General features: G+C 58.7%; 9 protein-coding genes. 1 reads left to right on the top strand and 8 read right to left on the bottom strand.

Features of this window, described 5'->3' with window-relative positions; translation table 11 throughout:
* Positions 1 to 141 precede the first annotated feature (141 nt).
* Positions 142 to 1,647: an amino acid permease gene (locus tag ACGG9J_RS05060; protein ID WP_390134199.1), complete on the top strand. Its 1,506-nt coding sequence runs from the start codon at positions 142 to 144 to the stop codon at positions 1,645 to 1,647.
* Between the two features lie 108 nt (positions 1,648 to 1,755).
* Here ACGG9J_RS05060 and ACGG9J_RS05055 read toward each other — a convergent pair whose 3' ends face one another.
* The 8 genes from ACGG9J_RS05055 to ACGG9J_RS05020 form a co-directional block, all read right to left on the bottom strand.
* A complete protein-coding gene (locus tag ACGG9J_RS05055; protein ID WP_390134197.1) occupies positions 1,756 to 5,472 on the bottom strand; it encodes a family 43 glycosylhydrolase in 3,717 nt (1,238 codons plus the stop codon).
* Positions 5,473 to 5,498: 26 nt separating this feature from the next.
* Positions 5,499 to 8,672, bottom strand: coding sequence for an immunoglobulin-like domain-containing protein (locus ACGG9J_RS05050; RefSeq protein ID WP_390134195.1), 3,174 nt, complete (start codon positions 8,670 to 8,672; stop codon positions 5,499 to 5,501).
* A gap of 123 nt (positions 8,673 to 8,795) precedes the next feature.
* A complete protein-coding gene (locus ACGG9J_RS05045; RefSeq protein ID WP_390134193.1) occupies positions 8,796 to 11,774 on the bottom strand; it encodes an Ig-like domain-containing protein in 2,979 nt (992 codons plus the stop codon).
* Positions 11,775 to 12,291: 517 nt separating this feature from the next.
* A complete protein-coding gene (locus tag ACGG9J_RS05040) occupies positions 12,292 to 15,987 on the bottom strand; it encodes a family 43 glycosylhydrolase (RefSeq protein ID WP_390134191.1) in 3,696 nt (1,231 codons plus the stop codon).
* A gap of 628 nt (positions 15,988 to 16,615) precedes the next feature.
* Positions 16,616 to 17,665, bottom strand: coding sequence for a ketol-acid reductoisomerase (gene ilvC / locus ACGG9J_RS05035; RefSeq protein WP_015022635.1), 1,050 nt, complete (start codon positions 17,663 to 17,665; stop codon positions 16,616 to 16,618).
* A 264-nt stretch (positions 17,666 to 17,929) separates the two neighbouring features.
* Positions 17,930 to 19,186 (bottom strand): MFS transporter, encoded by a 1,257-nt coding sequence (locus ACGG9J_RS05030; protein ID WP_390135318.1) that lies wholly within the window; start codon positions 19,184 to 19,186, stop codon positions 17,930 to 17,932.
* Positions 19,187 to 19,587: 401 nt separating this feature from the next.
* Positions 19,588 to 20,556, bottom strand: a complete 969-nt coding sequence (locus tag ACGG9J_RS05025; protein ID WP_390134189.1) for an FAD:protein FMN transferase — start codon at positions 20,554 to 20,556, stop codon at positions 19,588 to 19,590.
* 9 nt (positions 20,557 to 20,565) lie between these two features.
* Entirely contained in the window at positions 20,566 to 21,867 is a 1,302-nt protein-coding gene (locus tag ACGG9J_RS05020) for an adenylosuccinate synthase (RefSeq protein ID WP_390134187.1), read from the bottom strand.
* Positions 21,868 to 21,931 lie beyond the last annotated feature (64 nt).

The raw sequence follows: 21,931 nt of genomic DNA, 5'->3' as shown, positions 1-21,931 counted from the left end.
TAGACTCCCTAAGCGTTCGAGGACCGGCTCAAGGACCCGGCCATATGAACCTTTCCGGCATCCAGCCGGCATACCAGGAATCGCAATTTCAGTACGACCCCGGACTTCCCGGTGCGTCGCCCAGCCAAAAGGAGGAGGATCATGACGCAGAACACCAGCAATGCAGCGTCGAACATCAATCAATCCGACCGGGCCGGGCAAGAGCATCATGGCTACGGCAGCGTCAAGCGCAACCTCAAGACCCGCCACATCTCGATGATCGCCCTGGGCGGCTGCATCGGCACCGGACTGTTCATGACCTCCGGCTCCACCATTTCCACAGCCGGCCCCGGCGGTGGACTTCTGGCCTACATAGCCATGGGCGTCATGGTCTACTTTCTCATGACCAGCCTGGGAGAGCTGGCCACCCACCTGCCGGTGTCAGGATCCTTCGCCGCCTACAGCGCACGCTACGTGGATCCGGCCCTGGGCTTCGCCATGGGCTGGGACTACTGGCTGAACTGGACCATCTCGGGTGCCGTGGACATCTCCACCGCCGCCCTGCTGATCCAGTACTGGCTGCCCAACACCCCAGGATGGATCTGGAGCCTGCTGGTCCTGGTCATCGTCTTCCTGATCAACGCCCTGACGGTCTCCGCCTTCGGAGAGACGGAGTTCTGGCTCTCCCTGATCAAGGTGGCCACCATCATCGTCTTTTTGGTCATCGGCATGGCCATGATCTTCGGAATCATGTTCCAGCCAGCGGTCGGCCTGAAGAACTTCACTTACAAGGACGCCCCCTTCGTAGGAGGGTTCCCGGCCATCATGAGCGTCTTCCTGATCGCCGGCTATTCCTTCCAAGGCACCGAGGTGGTGGGCGTGACTGCCGGCGAGTCCGAAAACCCCGGCAAGGCGGTTCCCAAGGCCATCAACGACGTCTTCTGGCGGATCCTGCTCTTCTATGTGCTCTCCATCTTCGTCATCGCCGCCCTGATCCCCTACACCAGCCCCAACCTCCTAGGAGCCTCTGACGGAAACATCGCCATGTCGCCGTTCACCCTGGTCTTCCAGCGGGCCGGCCTGGCCTCGGCAGCCAGCGTCATGAACGCGGTGGTGCTGACATCCATCCTCTCGGCCGTCAACACCGGGGCCTATGCATCCAGCCGCATGCTCTACGGACTGGCCAAGGATCACTATGCTCCGGCCATCTTCGCCAAGACCACGAAGAGGGGCATCCCCCTGGCGGCCCTGGTAGCCACGGTCTGCATGTCCCTGGCCACCTTCGCCTCCAGCATCTTCGGCCAGTCCTTCTACATGTGGCTGGTGACTGCCACTGGACTGACCGGGTTCATCGCCTGGATCGGCATCGCCCTGAGCCACTTCCGCTTCCGGAGGGCCTTCAAGCTCCAAGGGCACGACCTGAGCGAGCTCAAGTACCACTCCAAGCTCTACCCGCTGGGCCCGGTCCTGGCCATGGTGCTCTGCGTCATCGTCATTGCCGGACAGGACATCCCCTCCCTGCTCAGCCTGAACTGGTCGCACATGGCCATGACCTACTTCAGCGTGGTTCTGGTCTTGGTCCTCTACCTGGGCTTCAAGTTCGTCAACCACACCAAGATCGTGCGCCTCAAGGACATGGACGTGTCCGGCGCCGAATCCGCCCACTGAAGCAGCAGGTGCAGTGAACACCTTGTAGGTGGTTCCACGGCCTATGTAAATGGTGCCCCGCAGATGATCTGTTCCATCCGCGGGGCACCAATCCGGTCAAGCTCAGACCTATGTCAGCGACGATGACATCGACCTTTTGACCGGAATGGCCACCGTCAAGGCCAACAAGACCATGAGCAGGGCCGCCAGGCTCACTCCGACGATATCCGCCCCGGTGGAGGACAAACCACCGCCCCCGACTGATGCATCACGGCCAGGGTCGTGACGACCATGTCCGCTGGCAACGGCAGGGATCAGACTGGTGCCTTGTCCCGGACCGCCAGCCTGCGTCCCGTCTCCGCCCGGTCTACTGAGGGGAACCAGGGCCTTGACGGCCTCCTGAAGACCCTTCAGAGCCTGATTCACTGCAGCCTGGTCGGCATTGGGATCGTCATAGACAGCCTGCGCCTGCATTCGAGCCGCAGTGAAGGCCAGCCAGGAACCGGACTCATATTTGTCCTGATCCAAACCGTCGGCCTTCTTCAAGGCATTGAAGAGGCCGGATTTGTCGACCTTGGCTGTGGAATCAACCACCTTGACCCGGACTGTCACATCAGGGTGGGCGAGTTCTTCATTCGCATCCATGTCCAGCACGGGCAGACCGTCTGCTGCCCAATGGACTCGGCGCACGAAAGTATCCCGGCCGGAATAGTTGCGGTAGCCATCCGTCTTGTTGGCGTATGCATGGAAGACGTAGATCTGATTGCCGTCCTCGTCCTCGCTCCACATGCCATGGCCCGTGCCCAGCTGCCATTTCCCGTTGAAAATGCCTGAATTCTGGATGGGGTAGTTGAGATTGCTCCAACTGGCTGGATTGGTCAGGTCCGTATTGCCCGATCCGTCGGCCACGGCCATGCCAGTGGTGTAGGTCTTGCCAACCGAGGAACCGGAATACATGAGATAGAGCTTACCCTGGTGCAGGGTTACATTGGGCCCTTCGGCGATTGTGGCGTTCCAGGCGTAATCCGGGGCGACAATCCTCACCGGGTCGGTGGTGACGTGAGCAGGGTCAGCAGGATTCATCCTGGCCAAATAGGTGGCGCCCAACTGCTGCCAGACATAATAGGATTGTCCCTTCTGATCCTGGAAGTAGCTCATATCCAAGGACATGCCGACACTTCCATCAGCGGCAAGGGCCAGGGGGCGCCCGTCGGAACGAGTCACGGCTCGCGGCCGCTCCCAGTTGGAAGCGACGGTCGGATCGAGATCATGACCTCCGGCATCCTGCTTGAGCTGCATATAGACGGCCTTGCCATTGGTCCATTGGTTTCCGTATCCCGCCATGAACAGGACCGTCAACCTGCCATTGATTTCGTGAATCTCAGGCGCCCAGAAGCTGTGCATGATCGGCTGCCCATCTGCATCAGGATCCCCTGCCTTAAGAATAATGTGTTCCTTGGCGTTGTACCCGTTGGCATCAATCAACCCGGAATCCTGGCCAGGGGTGTCAGCCAGATCAGCGATGGCATCGGCTATCCGCAGGGGCATATGAGGACTGCCATGCTGCCAGGTGCAGTCTCCTTCAATGTCATTGGTGGCGATCATGAGATATTTGGTATCCACCCGTTCATGACCGTCAACCTGCCGCTTCCACTGCCACTTGTAGATGGAGGGATCAGCGCGCTCCTCAGCAAAAGGAACCTTGTAAGAGGTCTGGCCGATCGTGCCGGTGACCTCATATTCCCCGACTTTGTTCAAGTCAAGATGCGAGGTATCCCAGTCTCTGATGGGCAGTGAACCCGTGGAACCGTCGGAATAGGTCAGTCGAGCGGTTTTCGGCAGCTTCAATCCGTTTGCTGAACTCCCCTTGGTCACGGTGATGTCGCTGATATCGTCCACGCCGGTGTTGGTCAGACGACCGAATCGGGTTTGCAGGGCCTTGACACGGTCCTGGTCAATGACGATGGACGAACCATGGCGATAGTCATCGATGCCCTGAACCTCCGACGCCGGTTGGCTGCCGCCGACTGTGGCGAACCGCCCGACATGAACGGGCCCATGCACGGAATCCTTGTCCTTGAGCTCAGCGAAACTGGTGTACTTGGGCACTCCGTTGTCGTCATACCATCCGATCATGGTGGTCTTGGACGCCGTATCGTAGGCCCCATAGGGATTGTTGACCCCGTTGGTTTCGCCCAGGTCAATCAGGCCTGCGGAGTTCGGGGACTCCTCATAGGCAAGCAGATCAGTGGACCGGGCAAAGAGCAGGCGACCAGGACTGTCCGGCACATCCGTCCCCCGGTTGGTGCGCACGGAGAGGATCCCATAGGAGCCATCCCCCATCATGAAAATCGTGGGATCCTTCAGGCTGCGCGCGTAGTCCCTGGTGTTCTGGTTGACGGGCTGCGAAGCGTAACCCAACGGGAAGAAGATGCCATAGTTGCCGTTGTAAGGCTGGTACCGCCCCGAAGCTTCATCCTTGAGGGCCAGATGCATGCTGTGCGCGATATCGCCGTTGTTGGCTGTATCCGCCGAGGTCGCATTACGGTCGTAGACGAGGAGGGTGCTGGCCTTCGATTTGGGAAGGACTTTCACCTCGAAGTCTTTGACAACAGGTTCGGCAACTCCCGCAGCGGTGATTGTGGCAGTGATCCGTCCAGAGACAGGCTTGTCGCCAGCTATGGAGACCAGGCCCCCATCTTGGATGGAGATGCCGGAAGCGGCCTTCAGCTGCAGAGTCGTATGATCCGGAGCCACAGGAAGCTTGGTGCCCGAGGCGATCAGGGGCGGGATAACGTAACCGTCAGCCGCCTCCTGCAGCCTTTCAGCCTTGGTCTTCGTGCTCGGTTTGACAGTGATGCGGTAGCTCTTGCTGCCGGTCAATCCACGCACTGTGGTGGTAGCCGTCATGGTTATCGTTTGATCCTGAGCGCCGGAGGGCGGCTGGTTGACCATACCTGCATCAGTGATGATCGAAGGATCCGATGAGGACCAGGTTACCGTGCCTCCTGCTGTGGGAAGTGCCAGGTAGTCGCCGTCCACGCTCTGGTCATGAAAGCCCAGGGCATCGATGCGTCCGTCCACCAGTTCGCTCCGGTGGATGTTGGCGTCGACAGTGCTGATGCTCTTGACTTGTCCAGCGTCCAGAGCCCTGCCGTAGACGCGGAAGTTGGCCACCTGGCCCTTGAAATTCACATCCTTCCAAGGCGAGTGGCCAATGGTGTTGAGGCTCTGGTCGCCAATGTCGGCAGTGGTGACGGGAACCTTGCCAGAGGCGACCTCCTCGCCATCGACATAGAGCTTGGCCATACCGTCCGACCCGTCCAAAGTGGCCGTCACCGACATCCACTGGCTGGCCCGGACCGCACAAGAACCCGACTGGACCAGATGCTCGGTCCCCTTCGCCTTGATGCCTACCAGGGGCTGGCGTCCGAAGGCGCAGTTGAGGGAGCTGAACAGGTATTCCTGGTTGGAGGCGTTGCCGATGTTCCACATGAAGTGGAAGCTCTTCAGCATGTCGGGATCCGCCTTGACCTCCATCTGGACGGTAGCGGAAGACTTGCCGGAAAGCAGATCCGCAGGCAGGCGAACCCAGCTGCCCCCTCCGCTCCAGTCCCCACCGGAAAGGACCAGGGATTGATCCTTCCACAGACTGTCTGCCGGATTCTGCACCTGGGCCTCGCCGAAGGCGCTCCCGGGGGCGGTGTTGGCGACCGTATGCCCATCTGATGGCTTGCTGACGAAAGAGTATTCGGCCAGCAAATCGTCAGTGGGCAGGCTCTCAGCGGCACCCGCTGCTGCAGGAATGAGAGCCAACCCGGCCAAGGCGGTCGGAATCGCCATCATCCAGGCGATCATTCTTCCGCATCGTTTCACTTGTGCTCATCTCCATCCATGGCTGATGCCGACCCTTGCCGACGGGCAAAGAACCTGCAGACGACGATGAGGCCCAGCCCTAGGCTGGCCGCCAGCAGGAGACCTGAAACCTTTGACAGGTCCACACCTGTGGCGGAGAGAGACGGGCGAGCCTGTGCCTGCGGGTTCGCAGTACCGGATGGATTGCCGGATGACGAATGCCCCGGCTTCTGAGTGTTGTCCTTGTCGGGTACAGGCTGGGCGCTGCGAATCTGGGTCAGTTTAACCTTGTAGGTCCTTGTGGTGGCCTTATCGGCTGCTGTGACCGTGATCGTCAGCATCCTTTCAGCTGATCCAGAAGAGTCCAAAGTCAGGGCGACAGTAGCCTGATCATCCGTGGCGAGAGCGGCGATGTCAGCCTCAGTCAGTCCAGGCAAGTCAGCGAGCGCCAGCGTGGCAGTACCCGCCAAGGCCTGCGCCAGGTCCACTGGTTGGCCGGCCACGGTCAGAGACTTGAGGCTGGCGTCATTGGAGAGGACCTTGACCGTGACCTCCACGGGCATCCGAGAAGCATCCGCAGCGATTCCGCTCACTCGGAAGGTTCCGGGGTGGCTGTAGGAGGACGGATCCACAGCGTCCCAAGCAACCTTCACCTGCTCCTTGCTTCCGTCAGCCTTGGTCAGCTCCACCTCGGCAGGAAGATTCGGCGTGGGATCCTGACCGACCTTGGTCTCCAGCGACATAGCCGGAACCGAGACGACCGCCACATGGGGCGCATAGGCCTCCAGGACCTTTTGATACTGAGCCCTGGTCACTGGCAGGACAGTGCCGTGCCGTGGCTTGCCGCCGTCCGTATTGGTCGGGAAGTTGACCTCGGGCATCTTGTCGCCGATCACCTTCCATTGGTCGGCCTTGGATATATCGTTCGTTGCCATCGGCACATAGTGGTTAGGACCACCGTGGTAATTGGGCTGATCGGCAAAGAGGTAGTACTGGTATCCGTTGATGTCCCCGTCGTTCGCCCGGAAAAGGGATGGGCCTTCGCCAGCGCTGAAAGTACCGCCGTAGCCGTTGGCCTGTCCGCCGCCGATGCGTTCCCCGACCAGGGACCAGCCGTTGGCATCGCTGGATGCAGCAGTGGGATAGGATCCGGCAACCTTGGCCAGAAGATCCTTGGACTTCTCCTGACGCAGCGTCATGGTCTTCTCGTCCTTGTAGACGCGATAGTAAAGGCCGCCATCCTTCTGCACTGTGGCATCAATGGATCCTGAGCCAGGCTGACCCCTGCGGTCTACATCGATCCAGACCTGGGGCTTGGAGAAGTTGATGAAATCGTCGGTGGTGACATACATCATCCGGTTGTAAGTCAACGAGGTCCTTTCAGCCGGATCGGTGCCCGGATACAGGTTGGATGCCCAGTAGACCACGTACTTGCCGATCTCAGCGTCGTAATAGGCCTCAGGTGCCCAGGTGTTGCCGGCATAGTCGTCGCTCACCTTGACATGCCGCTCCTGGGACCAATGGGTCAGATCATCCGACTCCCAGATCTCGATGTATTTGGATCCGTTGGCCTGGGCACCCATGAAACCGCTCAGGCCTCCAGGAGCATTGGGGCGTCCGGAGATTTTCAGATCGGTAGCCAGCATGTAGAACTTGTCGCCATCCTTCGACCTCATGATGAAGGGATCGCGAAGCCCCTGCTCGCCCTTGCTGGAGGTGAAGAGGGGAGAACCGTTGTTCAGCGTGTTCCAGTCCAGTGCATTGTTGCCCTTGGACGCAGCCAGGCTGATCTTCTCGCCGCCGACGCCCTCGCCGGTGAAGAATGCCCAGACATAGGCCTGGTCCTTGGAGTTGTCGGCAGGCATGGGCTGCACCTTAAGGGTGAACTCCTTGACCAGCTTGCTGTCACCATGCCTGACCTCCAGGCTCAGCACTACGGTTGCAGCCGGCTTGCCGGCAGCAGGACGGTTGACCTTCACGGTCTTTGAGGAAGCGTTGACGCCATCGACGATCACCGCGCCGACCGCTCCCGGATTCTTGACTGACCAGATTAAGGAAGATCCATGTTCCCCGAGCGTAGGTATGGAAACATTGGTTCGCACATCATCGGCATTCTCGATGGCCACGGCATCCAGATCGGCTTGCGCCTGCTCCTGGTCGCTCGGAAGATGAGGGATCAGGACCTGATAGGCCTTGGTGCGGGTGACTCCGTTCAGGCTGAAAGTGGCCGTCAGCGTCACCTGCGCATCCGGCTGCCCGGGAAGAGGCCTGGTCACTGTGGCTTTCCCGTCGCGGTCCACGGCCAAAGCCGATGAATCGGATGTCCATTCCAGATGCACGCCGGAAAGATCCGCAGGAAGGCTGAAGTCTTCACTCGCTTGAGCCGGAACCGTCACAGTCGGCATGATCTTCTCCAAGGCCTGGCTGGTATAGAGCCCCTTGACCCCATCGGAATCCATTGCCTGATCGTAGATGGCGTAATCATCGACCTCGATCCTGCTCCTGGCATCGGGATATGAGGATTTGCCTAGGTAGGCGACCAGATCCCCGTAATTACCTAGACCGCCCAGGGGTATGGAGTAGGTGGAGGACCCAAGCAGGGCGCCATTGAGATAGGAGCTCATCGTGCCTGTAGATCCGCTGATGACTGTGGTGTACAAGGCCATGTCATCAGTGGATTTGGAGCCGGATGTGGCAGCTCCAGTGGACCCCGGACCCACTTCGGTGCTCCATGGGGACTTGTTGGGATTACTTGCAGTCGCCGTGGTCATTACAGCCTTGACCCGCCCCGCAGGGTTGGAAGGGTTGAGCAGGAAATACCCTTTGGTGGTATCTGCGTTCCCTATGTAAACTGCCGAAGTATTCATGGAGCCGGAATCATTCTTCAACCAGATCGAAACGGTAAGGTCTTCCTTATCTTTCAAGGCTCCGGTAGGAATGACTACGTCCTGGGTACCGGTCAGCACCAGGCGGCCGTCCTTGACGGAAGCCTCACCTTCCAGAGTGGCGTCACTGTGACTGTCAGAGCCCTCGTTGGCTATGGTCCGGCCATTGGGGGCAGCGTTGAAGGAATAGTGGACCAGCGGCTTCTCTGTCTCCTCAGCCGAGGCGGCAAGGGGCAGCAACGACCCCGATGCCAGTGCTGCACACCCTAGGAGCAGCCCCAGGGCCTTCTTTCCATGTCTGTTCATGAACGGGCCTCTTTCTGTGTAATGCCATCACACCATTGCGATGGCTCTTGTCTTGGACTACCAATGCCGGCCGCCCCCGAATAATTCAGAAGGGCAGCCGGTTAGAGCAGCTGCTTAGAGCAGTCAGTGCCTGGATTTCGATCTGTTTCCGGCCAACCGCAGCCAGCAGATCGCCAGGACCGCGCATGCGAGCGCAGCCAAAGCAATGATGCCAACGGAAGCACCTGTTTCAGAAAGTCCCGGGTCCCGTGAAGCCGACCCAGCACTTCCTCCCTTGACTTGTTCGACGGAAGGCGTCTGGGAGGGGTGGGCATCCGGTATGCCGGATCCGCCAGTTTCCGCAGTCTTTGCGACGAGCCCGGTCACCTCGGTCGAGGATGGCTTGACCAGTTTGTCGGCGTACCCCTGATAATCGATTCTGATGTCTCCTGAAACCTCATCCGGGACGGTCACCGCAGCCTTTCCGTCAGCCCCCAGCTTCACATCTGCCGTCCAGGATTGACTCATCCGGGATGCGGGGCTTTGGGTGATGCTTATGCCGCCGGCCACATCGCCCTGGTCTTCGGCCTTGACGGTCACGGTCAGCTTGCGGCTTTCCGAATCATAACCAGCCTGCGTTGTGGAGGCGACAGGCTCCAGATGCGAGGGGCTGGCCGTGGTGTACTGATGCATGGCTTCCAGAACATTCCGGGGGACGGCGACGAAAGCCCCGTGCCTCTTCGGGGTAGGCATGCCATCATCCGTAACGTATCCGGTGACGCCCTTGCCGGGCTTCTTCTGAGTAAACCATCCCGGCGTCTGCGAAAGCCTGTGGGACCAATCGGTCCGGCTCAGATCCGTCTTGCTGGTCATAAAGGGTTGATACCCCCCCGAATCAGCCATGATGACCATGGCGTCACCGGTTTCGTTCTGGTTGACGTCATCCTTGTTCAGAGCTATGGATTCCGGCCCCTCAAAGGGAAGCAGCCGCTGGTCGAGCAACCGCCAGGTGCTCGTCTCATCAGCATCGGGATCCGAACTGGACGTGGTGCAGGTCAGACACTTCGACCGTTCCAGGAAGGTGGACTTGCCATCCACCACGTAGGATCCTGCAGCACCGCTCTCCTCGTTTTTGGTCATTCGATAGTAGTAGCTGCCGATTTTAAAAACAGTGGAGTCTATGCGCGAGTATCCGGTATCCTGCCAATCCTTCGCGGGGGTGAAGGTCTTGAAGTCCCTGGTGATGGCATAGCGCACGATGTTATACGGGGAACCCTTCTTGCCGTTGATGGCCGTCGAGCGGGAACCATCGGTATAGGCCCTTGAGGAGAAGAAGACCACATAAGCGTTCAGCGCGTCATCCCAGAATGCCTCAGGAGCCCAGGTCATCCCCTGGTTGGGGGAGTTGACGACAATGCCTGCATCCGAACCGTCATCGGCGTTGGTCCGTGTCCAATTGACCATGTCCTTGGATTTCCAGGCTTCGATCTTCAGCGAGCCATATTGCTGGTTCTGGCCCCAGCCCTGGCGCGATACTTTCAAATCGGTTGCGATCATATAGTATTCGTCGCCATCATGCGAGCGCAGCACGTATGGATCGCGCAGGCCGGTGGTGTCTGTCTTGGAAGTGATGACAGGGTCGCCATTATTGATGGGGCTGAATGAGAAGAAGTCATTGCGCTCGGTAGAGGTCGCTGATTCGTACAGGGCCTCGCCGATCTTTCCTCCGGTTGTGTTCGCGTCAGAGAGAAAAGTGACCGCTGCATACCCGACGTTCGGCGCGGACCGAGGCTTCTCTTTGACCACGACATCGACGCTGCGCGATACGGTGCGTCCATTGTCTGCCTTGGCTGTGGCCGTCAGACTGACCTTCTTGGAATCACCCTGCCCATAAGCGGGTCGGGTGACGATTCCAGCGCCCCGATAGGGGTCGGCTGCGCCATTGGCCGGCGCCTGGTAACCATTGTTGGTCGGACTGATGCGACCGGGATCCGAGGAGGTCCAGGTAACGTCGATGTCATGCTTAGGCCCCTTGGCCAGCAAGGGCAGATTCCCCGTTACCTGAGAGGGAACTGCAGAGATCAGAGCATCCACATCATCCTGGGCAGCCGTTTCCGGATCCAGCGGTTTGACTGTCACTGCGACTGAACTGACCAATCCTCCAGCCTGACTGGTAGCGGTGACAGTAGTGTTCCCGGCCTTCACAGCCTTGATCTTGCCGTTCGCATCGACCGTGGCTGCAGCTGGATTGGACGAGGCCCAGCCCACCTCCTTGCTGATGGCGTTCTCAGGAGTGATCGTTGCAATCAGCTGCCGCTCCTCGTTCTCCGCCAAGGCCAGGGACCCGTCTACCAGGCCGGTTCCTGCCACGTTGAGCCCAGTCGGCATGACCATATCGGCCCCCTTGTAGATCTTCAGATCATCAATGGCGCCATTCCAATATGCATCGCCTTGATAGAAGGATCTGCCGATGTAGGTGGTGAAGCCCCCGAGATCGGAGAGCTTGATGCCGGTTTTAGTCTTGATCCCCACCAATTTGCTGTCCCTGAGCAGGGCCATGGAATCATCCTTGATGATGATCCGGAAGTCATGCCAGATTCCGTCATTGTTGTCGAGCTCTTCCTTGAAGGAGGGCTCATTATGCCAGCCATTGTCCGCAACGGCCAATTTGGCGCTGGTCTTGCTCAGATAGAAGAAAAGGTAATGCGAAGCATCCTTGCCGACAGCCAGCGAGAAGTAATTGCCATCGTCAGCATGCCTCGACTTGGCAGCGAAATCAATGGTCGCCGCGTTGCCTATAGACTCGAAGATCTGCGAAGGCAGCTCAGCATATTGGACGTTTTTTGCAGCATCCGACTGGCCATTCTGCAGGTTCAGCGCCTCGTTTCCGTTTCGGTCCCCGAAGGCTCCTATCGATGCCCCACCGTGAAGGGTCATAGCATAGCCGTTGACTGAGTCCGAGAGGCTCCCTTGACTGAAATCGTAGGAGGCAACCGGAGTCAGCGAGCTGGTTTCCTCTGCTCTTGCGCCGGGTCGCTCAAGTGCGTATGCCGCACCTCCCGTGAAAGACAGCAGCATCGGCACGGTCAAGATGGCCGATACCAAGGTTCTCAATTTTTTCATACGCTCCACCGCCTTTGGCTCATCGGGATATCGCAATCCCGCTTGCAGCGTCATGCCGGCTGCTCGGCTTGGCTTCAATGACCGCCCTTGAGTCGGCACAACAAGTATTCGTAGATAGGTCATGACTCATGATTGATCATCGCATCAGCACCTATGCCAAATTCCATTCTGGCATCAACGATTCGCCTGCCCCTGCAGAGACGATAACGATTTGATAACAATGAAAGGCTGACACCCTCCAATACCTGCAGGTAAGGAGCAGTTGCCTCCATACCAAGCATGACTCCCACATTCCATAAGCAGACAGTCGGCCTTGGTCCCCTTCGCCGTCGAGACCGGCAAACTCAAGTAGCCTTATTCACCAACAACAGGTGGGAATTATGCTGACCATGAGTCTGACGCGCCTAGGCGCTGGCGGCCGTGGCTCCCCAGGTGCAAAGCATAGGCGCGAGGGAAGCCATCAGCGGAAAACGACCAAGGCCAAACTGCCTGATCCGAAGACGGACCGAGGAGTCAGTTATTTTCGTCTTGCATTAATACGAACCACATTCATCAAGGCAAGACCGCAAGACAAGACCACACAGGCCATGCCCAGCGGGAAGAGCAGGTTGATGCCTGTCCTGGATAACGAACCCTCCTGCTTGGCCTTGCCTGCATCGGTTCCATGACCCACCTCTGGAGGCAAAGCATCGGACGAACCCGCCGACCCTGGATTGGATATCGGGGGCTGAGATGCTTCAGTGGCTTCGACCGACCCTGACTGAAGCCAGTCGGTCCGTGATGCAGCCTTGCTGGCCTTGTAGACATCGGAATCCTCAGCGGCCTGAGCGTTCATCAATACACCGCTGGTGGATTTTCCTATTGACCGGGCAGTGATCATATGACCCTTATCGTCCGAAGACAATCTGTAGGTCTCATGCTGCGCGCCCTCAATGGGCTTTCCGTCACGGAGCCACTGCACCTGATCAATCGCCCAACCCTTGTTGAACTGCGCTTTCAACAAAGACCCGACAGGCATCCGACGAGGCTGCTCGCCTCCATCATTCATAACCTGCAGGTTCGGCGTGGACTCAGCCGGGACATCTTCATACGAAATCGGCACCGGCTGCATCAGCGGCACCTGACCTGCATCCACCTGGTCCTGATCCGGTTCGCTGTAGGTTATCCTGGCTATACGAATCTCACGTTTATTGCCAGTTCGCAGCACACTGCCACTGCCTTGGTCCGTGCCCCTTGGACGCATCTGGTCGTCGAGGAAACAGTGGTACGCAATGTACCAATCATCCGTACCCGGCACCTGGATTATGGAATGATGGCCAGCTCCAAGAATTCCCTTGGACACATCCTTGCCAAGGATTTCACCGCGGTAGGTCCATTGCGTGCCGTCCCCATCCATATGCGTTGCAGTTGCATACGCCACTCGATAGTCAGGGCTGTTGGTGTCATCAATCGAATAGCTGTAGTAGTAGGTCCACTTGCCTTTCCAGAATCTGGCAGTGATGTAGGAGCCTTCCCTGATGTTTCGAGTCGCATTGGTCGTCACGGTGGTGCCTGGTTCAATCGACATCATGTCCTTGCTCAACCGCGCGTATTTACCTGGGCCTTGTCCCCAGGTAAGATACCAGATTCCCGTCGCGGGGTCGCGGAAGGTTCCCGGATCGATGTTATCCGCCACGATGCCATCATGATTCGCTCCAGCATGACTCTGAATGACATAGGGTCCAGTTACCTTGTCAGCCACAGCTACATTGGTCTGATTGGTACCGCCCTTACCCGCATTTCCAGAGAAATAGAGGTAGTATTTTCCGTTTTCCTTCGCAAAAGCCGGCGCCCAAGCCGTCGAGGTACGAGCCGGCAGAAGATCCGTGCGGCCGGAACCATCAAGATGCTGATCTTTCAAGTCCACCATGACCCCATCGTCTTTCCAGCTGATCAAATCGTCTGATTCAAAGCACCGAATCTGGGAGCCACGCCATCCGGAATATCCGTCTGTTGTCGGGAACAGGTAATACTTGCCATCCTCGGCGACAATTTGTGGATCAGCGAAGAATTTCATTCCCATAGCGCCGGTGCCATCTCGTTGCCCCGCCACCCTGATCGGCGTCGACAGCACCTGGGCGGTTACCTTGTATATCTGTTCGCCCTGAGCAGTCACCACTTTGACGCGGAACGGTTTAGACAGGTCCTGGTGCTCAGGCAACGGTCGGCCATCCGCCATGGAAAGCTTTGCTCCAGCAGGACCAACGAACGCCAGGTTCAAATTCGATTTGACTGTACGTGAGCCATCCTTACCGCCGTTCGGAGTCCAATAGTCCAGGATCAGTTCCAGCTGCTTCTCTCCAGAAGCATCCTGGCTTATCCGTTGCGAAAGGATCTGCCGGTTGGGAGATGTCTGCATGACCCGGAGGCCAGTCGACTCGTCATCCTGCTTATCCGCAACTTCATCGTCCGACAAGGACCTGTTCCAGATGCGTACGTTGTCAAAGGCCCCCTTGAAATAAGGGTCGGCATAGAAGGACTTGCCTAAGTAAGCCTCAAGGCTGGTGCCCAAATCCGATATCGTATTGGCCATGGCAGAGTTCTCCGCCACTTTGGTCCCGTCCACATAAAGCTTCATATCGGTTCCGTGGAAGACGATGGTGACCCTACGCCATGTGCCGCCTGACAGGACCGCATCGGCAACGTCCTCGTTCTGCCAGGAACCGGTGCTCATATGGCTACCCAACTCCCCATTGTCCCGGTACCTGAGGAAGTAATATCTGTCGGAGTTCTGCCCGAAAGCAAAAGTAAAGAAGTTGCCGGATCGTTGACTCTTGACGTCCATTTGCACCGTCAGCTGGTTGCGTCTGTCAAACAGTCCCTTGGGGAAGCGGGCATATTGGCCATCTCCATTCAGAAGGAGAGCGGTGCCAGCCCTCCCATCGACTGTCGAAAGAGCGGGGTTGCCGACCATCTCCAAATCGTGCCCATGCCCCGTGGCGTCCTTGCCAGGCTGAGCGGAATCTTCAAAATTATAGGCAGCCATGGGACCGCTTCCATCGGCATCAGGAACTACGGGACCGGCATTGTCGTAAGCGTCGAGAACGGCCTGCTCTTCGGAGCTGGTCAGCCTTATCACCGTACCGTGCCGAAAACGCTGATCGAAGCTCGCGTTCACCCGGGTGAATTTCCCGCCGGATCGCAAACTAGCCAGCTTGTCGATTTGGTAAGCCTGGTAGCCGGAGTGATCAGCCATTGCCAGCCAGGATCCATCAGCGACCTGGTAGAGCGTAAGGCCCTCGTTGCCATTGGACCCGTATAGACCCGCAGCTGTGGTAGTCACCACCTGGTCACCAGTGACTTTTGACTTTCCTTGGCTTACAGCCGCATCCCTTTCAACCAGTCGCGTCCACTTATTCGCTTCCAGATTCGGAGCAGTGTCCACAACGGTGTACCAATCAGACGTAGAGAACCGATAATACTGGCCATCCTCTCCACGTACGATGGTGGCATCAATAATATTCTCTCCAGGCACTGCGCTCTGATCCACCCATATCTCTGGATGATCGAACGATTCAAAATCCTTGGTATGGGCCTTATATACTTTCAAATTTGTGGTACTTGTCGTGTTCCCGGTCGAAAGATCACGACTTGACCAATACACCAAATAATCTTGGGTCTCTTCATCCCAGATGGCCTCAGGGGCCCAGGCATTGCCTACTTTGCCGCTCAGACCGGTCTGGACCAGCCGAGGCTGGTCCCACTTGACCAGATCCTTGGATTTGGCGACCACTAAACTGGTACTGGCATGAATCTGGTCCCAACTGCCGCCAGGCGCTGTTCCTTCTGCATGGAGATCCGTTCCCAGCATTACATACTTATTGCCCTGTGCGTCGGGGGATTGCAGCTTCAGCAGATGCGGATCCCTAAGGCCTTTGGTGCCTGTTTCCGATGCAATAATGGGCTGCCCCTCATTGAGCGTCTTCCAGCGCAACCCATCCTGGCTGTACCCGTAATATATCTTTTCGTAATCGCTGGATGAGAAGTGAAGCCATAGATAGCCTGCTTCGCTTTTCTCCGGAGCCTGATCTTTTGCGAGGCTGTTGACAGATCGGGCATCGTGAACACCCTCGCCCTGATCCGTAGCTGATGCCGCAATCGCTTGTGAGGGAGCACCAAGGACGAAAAGGGGCAGGAGAAGCACCGAAGCCACTATTTTTTTATGTTTATACACCAGATTCCTTTCTCTCGACACATCATTGTGAAAACAGCTATATCGAGCCGCACCAGCCCGGTCGGCACCAACTCATAAGACCACGATCGCGGGTAACGGACGCATAACCAGCATCAATTATGTAAAAACCTGATTTCTGCCCATACATGCCAGTAGCTGGAAATACAGCCATTGGCAAGACCGTCATGCTTGATTCCCCCGTCCTTCGCGCTCTCATGGATTTTCACCGCCTTTGGGCCACAGAGACACTGTCATCTCTTTCAAGCGCCATAAGTCAATGACAAGCTTCACTGCACATGGCTTATAACTCACAGTCGATCACTGCATCAGCAACTACGCTGAATTTCATTGTGACATCAAAGCCTGGCCTATGATGGTGAAGCCGATAACGATTTGATAACAATGAGAAATTGCCATTATTTACCGGCCAAATGAATGCTTGACCGTGCGTGTCGAATAGCGGTCAAGCTCACCTATGCAACTCTGAATTCAGCAATGAAGCACTCCAGGCTCGATGCTGAACGCTCATGCTTCGCACAAAAGAAAATCGCCGTAAACCAGATTCATATCGAACGCTGGTCTACGGCGATGCCAAGGAAAATGGCAGCTGGTGCTCAGAACCTAGAGGTCACTGCACCTGGGAACGGGCGATCTTGCCGGTGAAGGACTGGGCCTCGTCGGCATCCTTGACGTCCTTGTTCCAGGAGAACATGGCGCGCAGCTTGGGGCCGACCTCCTCGATCTTCTCGTGGGAGTACTTCTCCTGGAGCTCCTTGAACTTGGGGGCGCCGGCATCCTGATCGTCAATGAACTCCTTGGCGAAGGAGCCGTCCTGAATGCGCTGCAGCTGGTGGCGCATCCTGTCCTTGGTGGACTCGTCAACCACGGTGGAGGTGAAATCACCGTACTGAGCGGTGTCGGAGCAGGACCAGCGAGCCTTGTTCAGGCCGCCCTCGTTCATCAGGTCGACCAGCATCTTGAGCTCGTGGCAGACCTCGAAGTAGGCGATCTCCGGCTGGTAGCCGGCCTCGGTCAGCACCTCGAAGCCAGCCTCGACCAGGTGATTGACGCCGCCCATGAGCACATCCTGCTCGCCGAAGAGGTCGGTTTCGGTCTCTTCCTTGAAGGTGGTCTTGATGGCGCCGGCGCGCAGAGCGCCCAGAGCCTTGGCATAAGCCAGGGTGATGTCCCAGGCGTCGCCGCGCGGATCCTGCTCCACGGCCACGACCACGGGCACGCCACGGCCAGCGACATACTCACGACGGACGATATGGCCCGGGCCCTTGGGGGCCACCATGAAGACCGGATGGTCGGCGCTGGGCTTGATGTAGCCGTAATGGATGTTGAACCCGTGGGCGAAGGCGACTGCCGCACCCTCCTTGATGTTGGGCTCGATGTCGTCCCGCCAGATGTTGCGCTGGTACTGGTCGGGGGCCAGGATCATGACGATGTCGGCCTCTTTGGTGGCCTCGGGCACGGTCTTGACCTCCAGGCCCTGCTCCTTGGCGAAGGGCACCGACTTGGAGTTGGCGCGCAGGCCGACCACCACATCCACACCGGAATCACGCAGGTTCAGCGCATGAGCATGTCCCTGGGAACCATAGCCGATGATGGCCACTTTCTTGCCATCCAGAACCGAAAGGTCCCCATCCTTCTCATACCAGATCTGTGCTGCCATTATCTACACTCCTTTATGTGCGGTCCAACCGGACCGGCTCTTCCAGGCCGGGGAACGCAAAATACTGTGAATTCCTGTCGTTGTTCCAGGCGGACGATGCTCTTTCGACCGGGGCGACGGATTTTGTCCTTGACCCCGATCCGTACCCTTTGGGTACGGTATGCCTCCAACCATACTCGTGATATGGCCAGACGGACTGTCCGCAATTCGTTGTTCGGACACCGACGCGATTCGAGGAACCGGCCGGCGGGATGAATCCAGGGCTTACTTGGTGAAGTCCACATCCTTGGTTTCGTGGCAGGTCAGTACTGCCACCAGGCAGCAGACCGCCATAACGGCCAGGTAGAGCCCGACCGAGCGCACTCCCCAGTGGGAGGAGAGCCAGGTGGCGATGGTAGGCACGAAGGCCGCACCCACGATGGCCGCCAAGTTGTAGCCGATGCCGGAACCCGAGTAGCGCACGTTGGCGTCGAAGAGCTCCGGCAGGAAGGCGCCGATAGGCCCGAAGGCGATGCCCATCAGGGCGAACCCGACGCAGAGGAAGACCATGACCTGGAAGGTGTTGTGATGGGCCATGAGCAGGTAGGGGAAGACCAGGCTGAAGACCACCAGCATGACGGAACTGCCGATCAGCACCCGACGACGGCCGATGCGGTCTGCATAGACGCAGGCCAGCACGATGAAGAGGGCAAAGACCAGGATGGAGACCATGAGCATCAGCAGGTACTCCTGGTTGGTGAAGCCCAGACCGCCGCCGCCCTGGGACTTGGGCTTGGTGCCGTAGGCCAGGGACCAAGTGGCCAAGGTGTAGAAGAGGGTGTAGGTGACCGCAACCAGGAAGGTGGCCTGGAGCACCTGACGCCAGCTCTTGCGGAAGACCTCCAGCAGCGGGGTCTTGACGACCTTCTGCTGGTCCAGAGCCATCTGGAAGATGGGGGTCTCCTGCATAGACACGCGCACAGCCAGACCCACGACCACCAGGATGGCGGAAAGCAGGAAGGGCACGCGCCAGCCCCAGCTCAGCATCTGCTCAGGGGTGCAGAACATCTCCAACAGAAAGTACGTCCCGTTGGCCAGGAAGAAGCCGATGGGGGCACCCAGCTCAGGGAAGGAGCCGTAGAGGGCCCTCTTGCCTTCCGGGGCGTTCTCAGTGGCCACCAGAGCCGCGCCGGACCACTCGCCGCCCAGGCCTATTCCCTGGACGAACCGGCATAGGCACAGGACCACCACGGCCCAGAGCCCCCAGGAGGCATAGGTGGGCAGGACGCCGATCAGAACCGTGGAGCAACCCATGGTCAGCAGGGAGACCACCAGCGTGGTCTTGCGTCCCTGGCGATCCCCGAAGTGTCCGAAGATCAAGGATCCCAGTGGCCGCGCGATGAAAGCGATGGCGAAGGTCAGCAGGGAGGCCAGGAGGGCCACGGTCGGATCGGTCTTAGGGAAGAAAAGCTTGGGGAAATAGTTGGCCGAAGCCGTCCCGTAAGCGTAGAAATCGTAGAACTCGATGGCCGTGCCGACCATGGAGGCCCCGATGACTGTGCGGACCGAGCTGCGGGTCACACGGGTGCTGCCGGACGCGGACGCTGCCGGGGCCGGGGAAGCAACACTGACGTCGTTTGCCGTCACTTCATCTCATCTCCTTATAGAAAAACCCCGCTGTCGGCAGGGTCTGATGCGATGAAGCCTATGCTCGTCCAGCCCCGCCTTCCGACGGGGTCGAACAATGAAGATTGTCGAGTCAGTCCGCCGGTGAGGACGGGCTAATAATTCGTGCGGACACGGTGCCGGATCGGCGGGTGTCTGTCAAGCTGGTCATCACGGCGAACCTCCCTTCATCATCCACGAACCGGATGCCTTTTCTGTGCATCCGTATTGGTGCTGACCATAGGCCTGATATCGGCCGATCCAGCGAGAATGGTCCACTATGCGGACGGATGGATGCTGGGGTCAGTGAAGAACCGTCCAGGAAATTCGTCGGAGATCACGGCCTGACGGTCGGCATACATCAGAGCGCAGGAGAAGGAAAATCCTGCGGCCAGCGCATCCGGCGGCACCAGGAAGAGGGCGGTGGCCAGACCATCAGCCAGGCCTGTGGGGTGTCCGTTATCGTTTTCGCCAGCCACCACCCAGGAGGCCAGCACACGGTTAACCGGGCGGCCGTCGATGGCATCCAGGATGTGGTGAAGTGCCGTCAAACCAGCTGCTGCGGCATCCTCGGAGCGGTCGGCCCAATGGCGGCGGCTGGGTGCAGAGGCGCACAAGGAGCCGTGGGACAGCTCGATCCGGCCCACGCCGGCAGACAGGTCACCGGGATCCTCCATGGCGATGGAGACCGGGTGAGAGGCCCGCATACGCATGTCGCCGCCGGCATCGATCAGATACTCTTCGACCCTAGGTTCGAGCAGGTCGGCAATCAGATCCACCAGATAGCCCTTGCCGACTGCTCCGAAATCAAGGCTGACCGGACCGGCAGTCATAAGAGCAGCACCCTGATGCCTGAGGTCATCGCCCCAGGTCGGTCGCCCATGGATTCGTCCCAGATGACCGGCGGCATCGGCCTGCAGCCGGAAAGTGGGCTGCCTGCCATAGCCCAGACGGGTCAGATCCTCGCCCACCATGGGGTCCAAGGCCCCGTTGGTGGCGGAATACAGCCTGTCATATAAGTCAAAGAGCCCCTGACAGTAGTCAGGGAATACGAACCTGCCCCCATGAGTGGCCTGGGCCATTCGCGCAGGTATGGCATCCTGCCTGAACCGTGACAGGGCCCGCTCATAATCCTCGATCAGATCGGCAATGGCTCCGTGGAGCTGTTCTCCCAGGGGCCTGTCCGTAGAGATGATGATTCCCGTACCGACCGCCCCGGGGAAGGCGGCCAGACAGGGCAGAGCCATGGAACTTCCTCAGTCGATCAGGGAGTGGATCTGCACGATCTGATCGCGGCCCGGGCCTGAGCCCACGGCAGAAATACGGCAGCCGGACAGATCCTCCAGGCGGTGGATGTAGTCCTTGGCCTTGGTCGGGAACTCTTCGAAGCTCTTGGCGCCGGAGATGTCCTCACGCCAGCCCGGCAGCTCCTCGTATACCGGCTGGGCTGATTGGAACTCGGCCTGGTCCACAGGCATCTGATCCACCCTGACGCGAGAACCGTCGGACCGGGTGATGTCGTAGCCCACGCAGACTGGGATGGTCTCCAGACCAGAGAGAACATCCAACTTGGTCAGCACGATATCGGTCAGACCGTTGATCTGCACTGCATAGCGGCTGACCAGCGCATCGAACCAGCCGCAGCGGCGGGAGCGGCCAGTGGTCACCCCGTACTCGTGGCCCTGACGGCGCAGCCATTCGCCCTGCTCGTTGTCCAGTTCCGTGGGGAAGGGCCCCTCCCCCACACGTGTCACATAGGCCTTGGCCACGCCGACCACCCGGTCGATCTTGGTCGGGCCCACACCAGTGCCGGTGCAGGCGCCCCCGGCCGTGCAGTTGGATGATGTGACGAAGGGGTAGGTGCCATGGTCCACGTCCAGCATGGTGGCCTGTCCCCCCTCGAAGAGAACGTTCTTGCCCTGCTCCAGAGCCTGGTTGAGCATCAATGAAGTATTGGCCACGTAGGGCTTGAGCCGCTCGGCGTAACCCGCCAGCTCTTCAACGGTGGCCTCCACCTCAATGGCCCGGCGGTTGTAGAGCTTGACCAGCATCTGGTTCTTCTGGTGCAGACTGGCCTCCACCTTGTCGCGCAGATGGTCGACATTGAACAGGTCGTGTACACGAATGCCCACACGGTTGATCTTGTCGGCATAGGCCGGACCGATCCCGCGCCCTGTCGTGCCGATTTTATGTTTGCCCAGGAAGCGCTCGGTCACCTTGTCAAGCGTCCGATGATAGGGGGCAATGACGTGCGCGGACTCGCTGATCCTCAACCGGCTGCAATCAACGCCGCGGGACTGGAGCACATCGATCTCTTCAAAGAGTGCGGCCGGGTCAACTACGACGCCGTTGCCGATGACCGGAGTGATGGCCGGGTGAATGATCCCCGAAGGCAGGAGGTGGAGGGCGTACTCCTGGTCGCCCACGACCACGGTATGGCCGGCATTGTTGCCCCCGTTGAACCTGGCGACGTAATCCATGTGCTCGCCGATCAGATCCGTTGCCTTGCCCTTGCCTTCGTCGCCCCACTGGGCCCCGACGATCACGATTCCAGGCATACGATGCTCCTTATCCACTGGCCGCCGTCCAAGGAAACGACGGCAGGCCATCCATAGACGAGCC

Origin of the sequence: Bifidobacterium apicola, from assembly GCF_042846865.1 — a bacterium.
Taxonomy (GTDB): Bacteria; Actinomycetota; Actinomycetes; order Actinomycetales; family Bifidobacteriaceae; genus Bombiscardovia; species Bombiscardovia apicola.
Note: the sequence above shows the minus strand (reverse complement) of the source record. Positions and strands in the feature narration are given on the sequence as shown.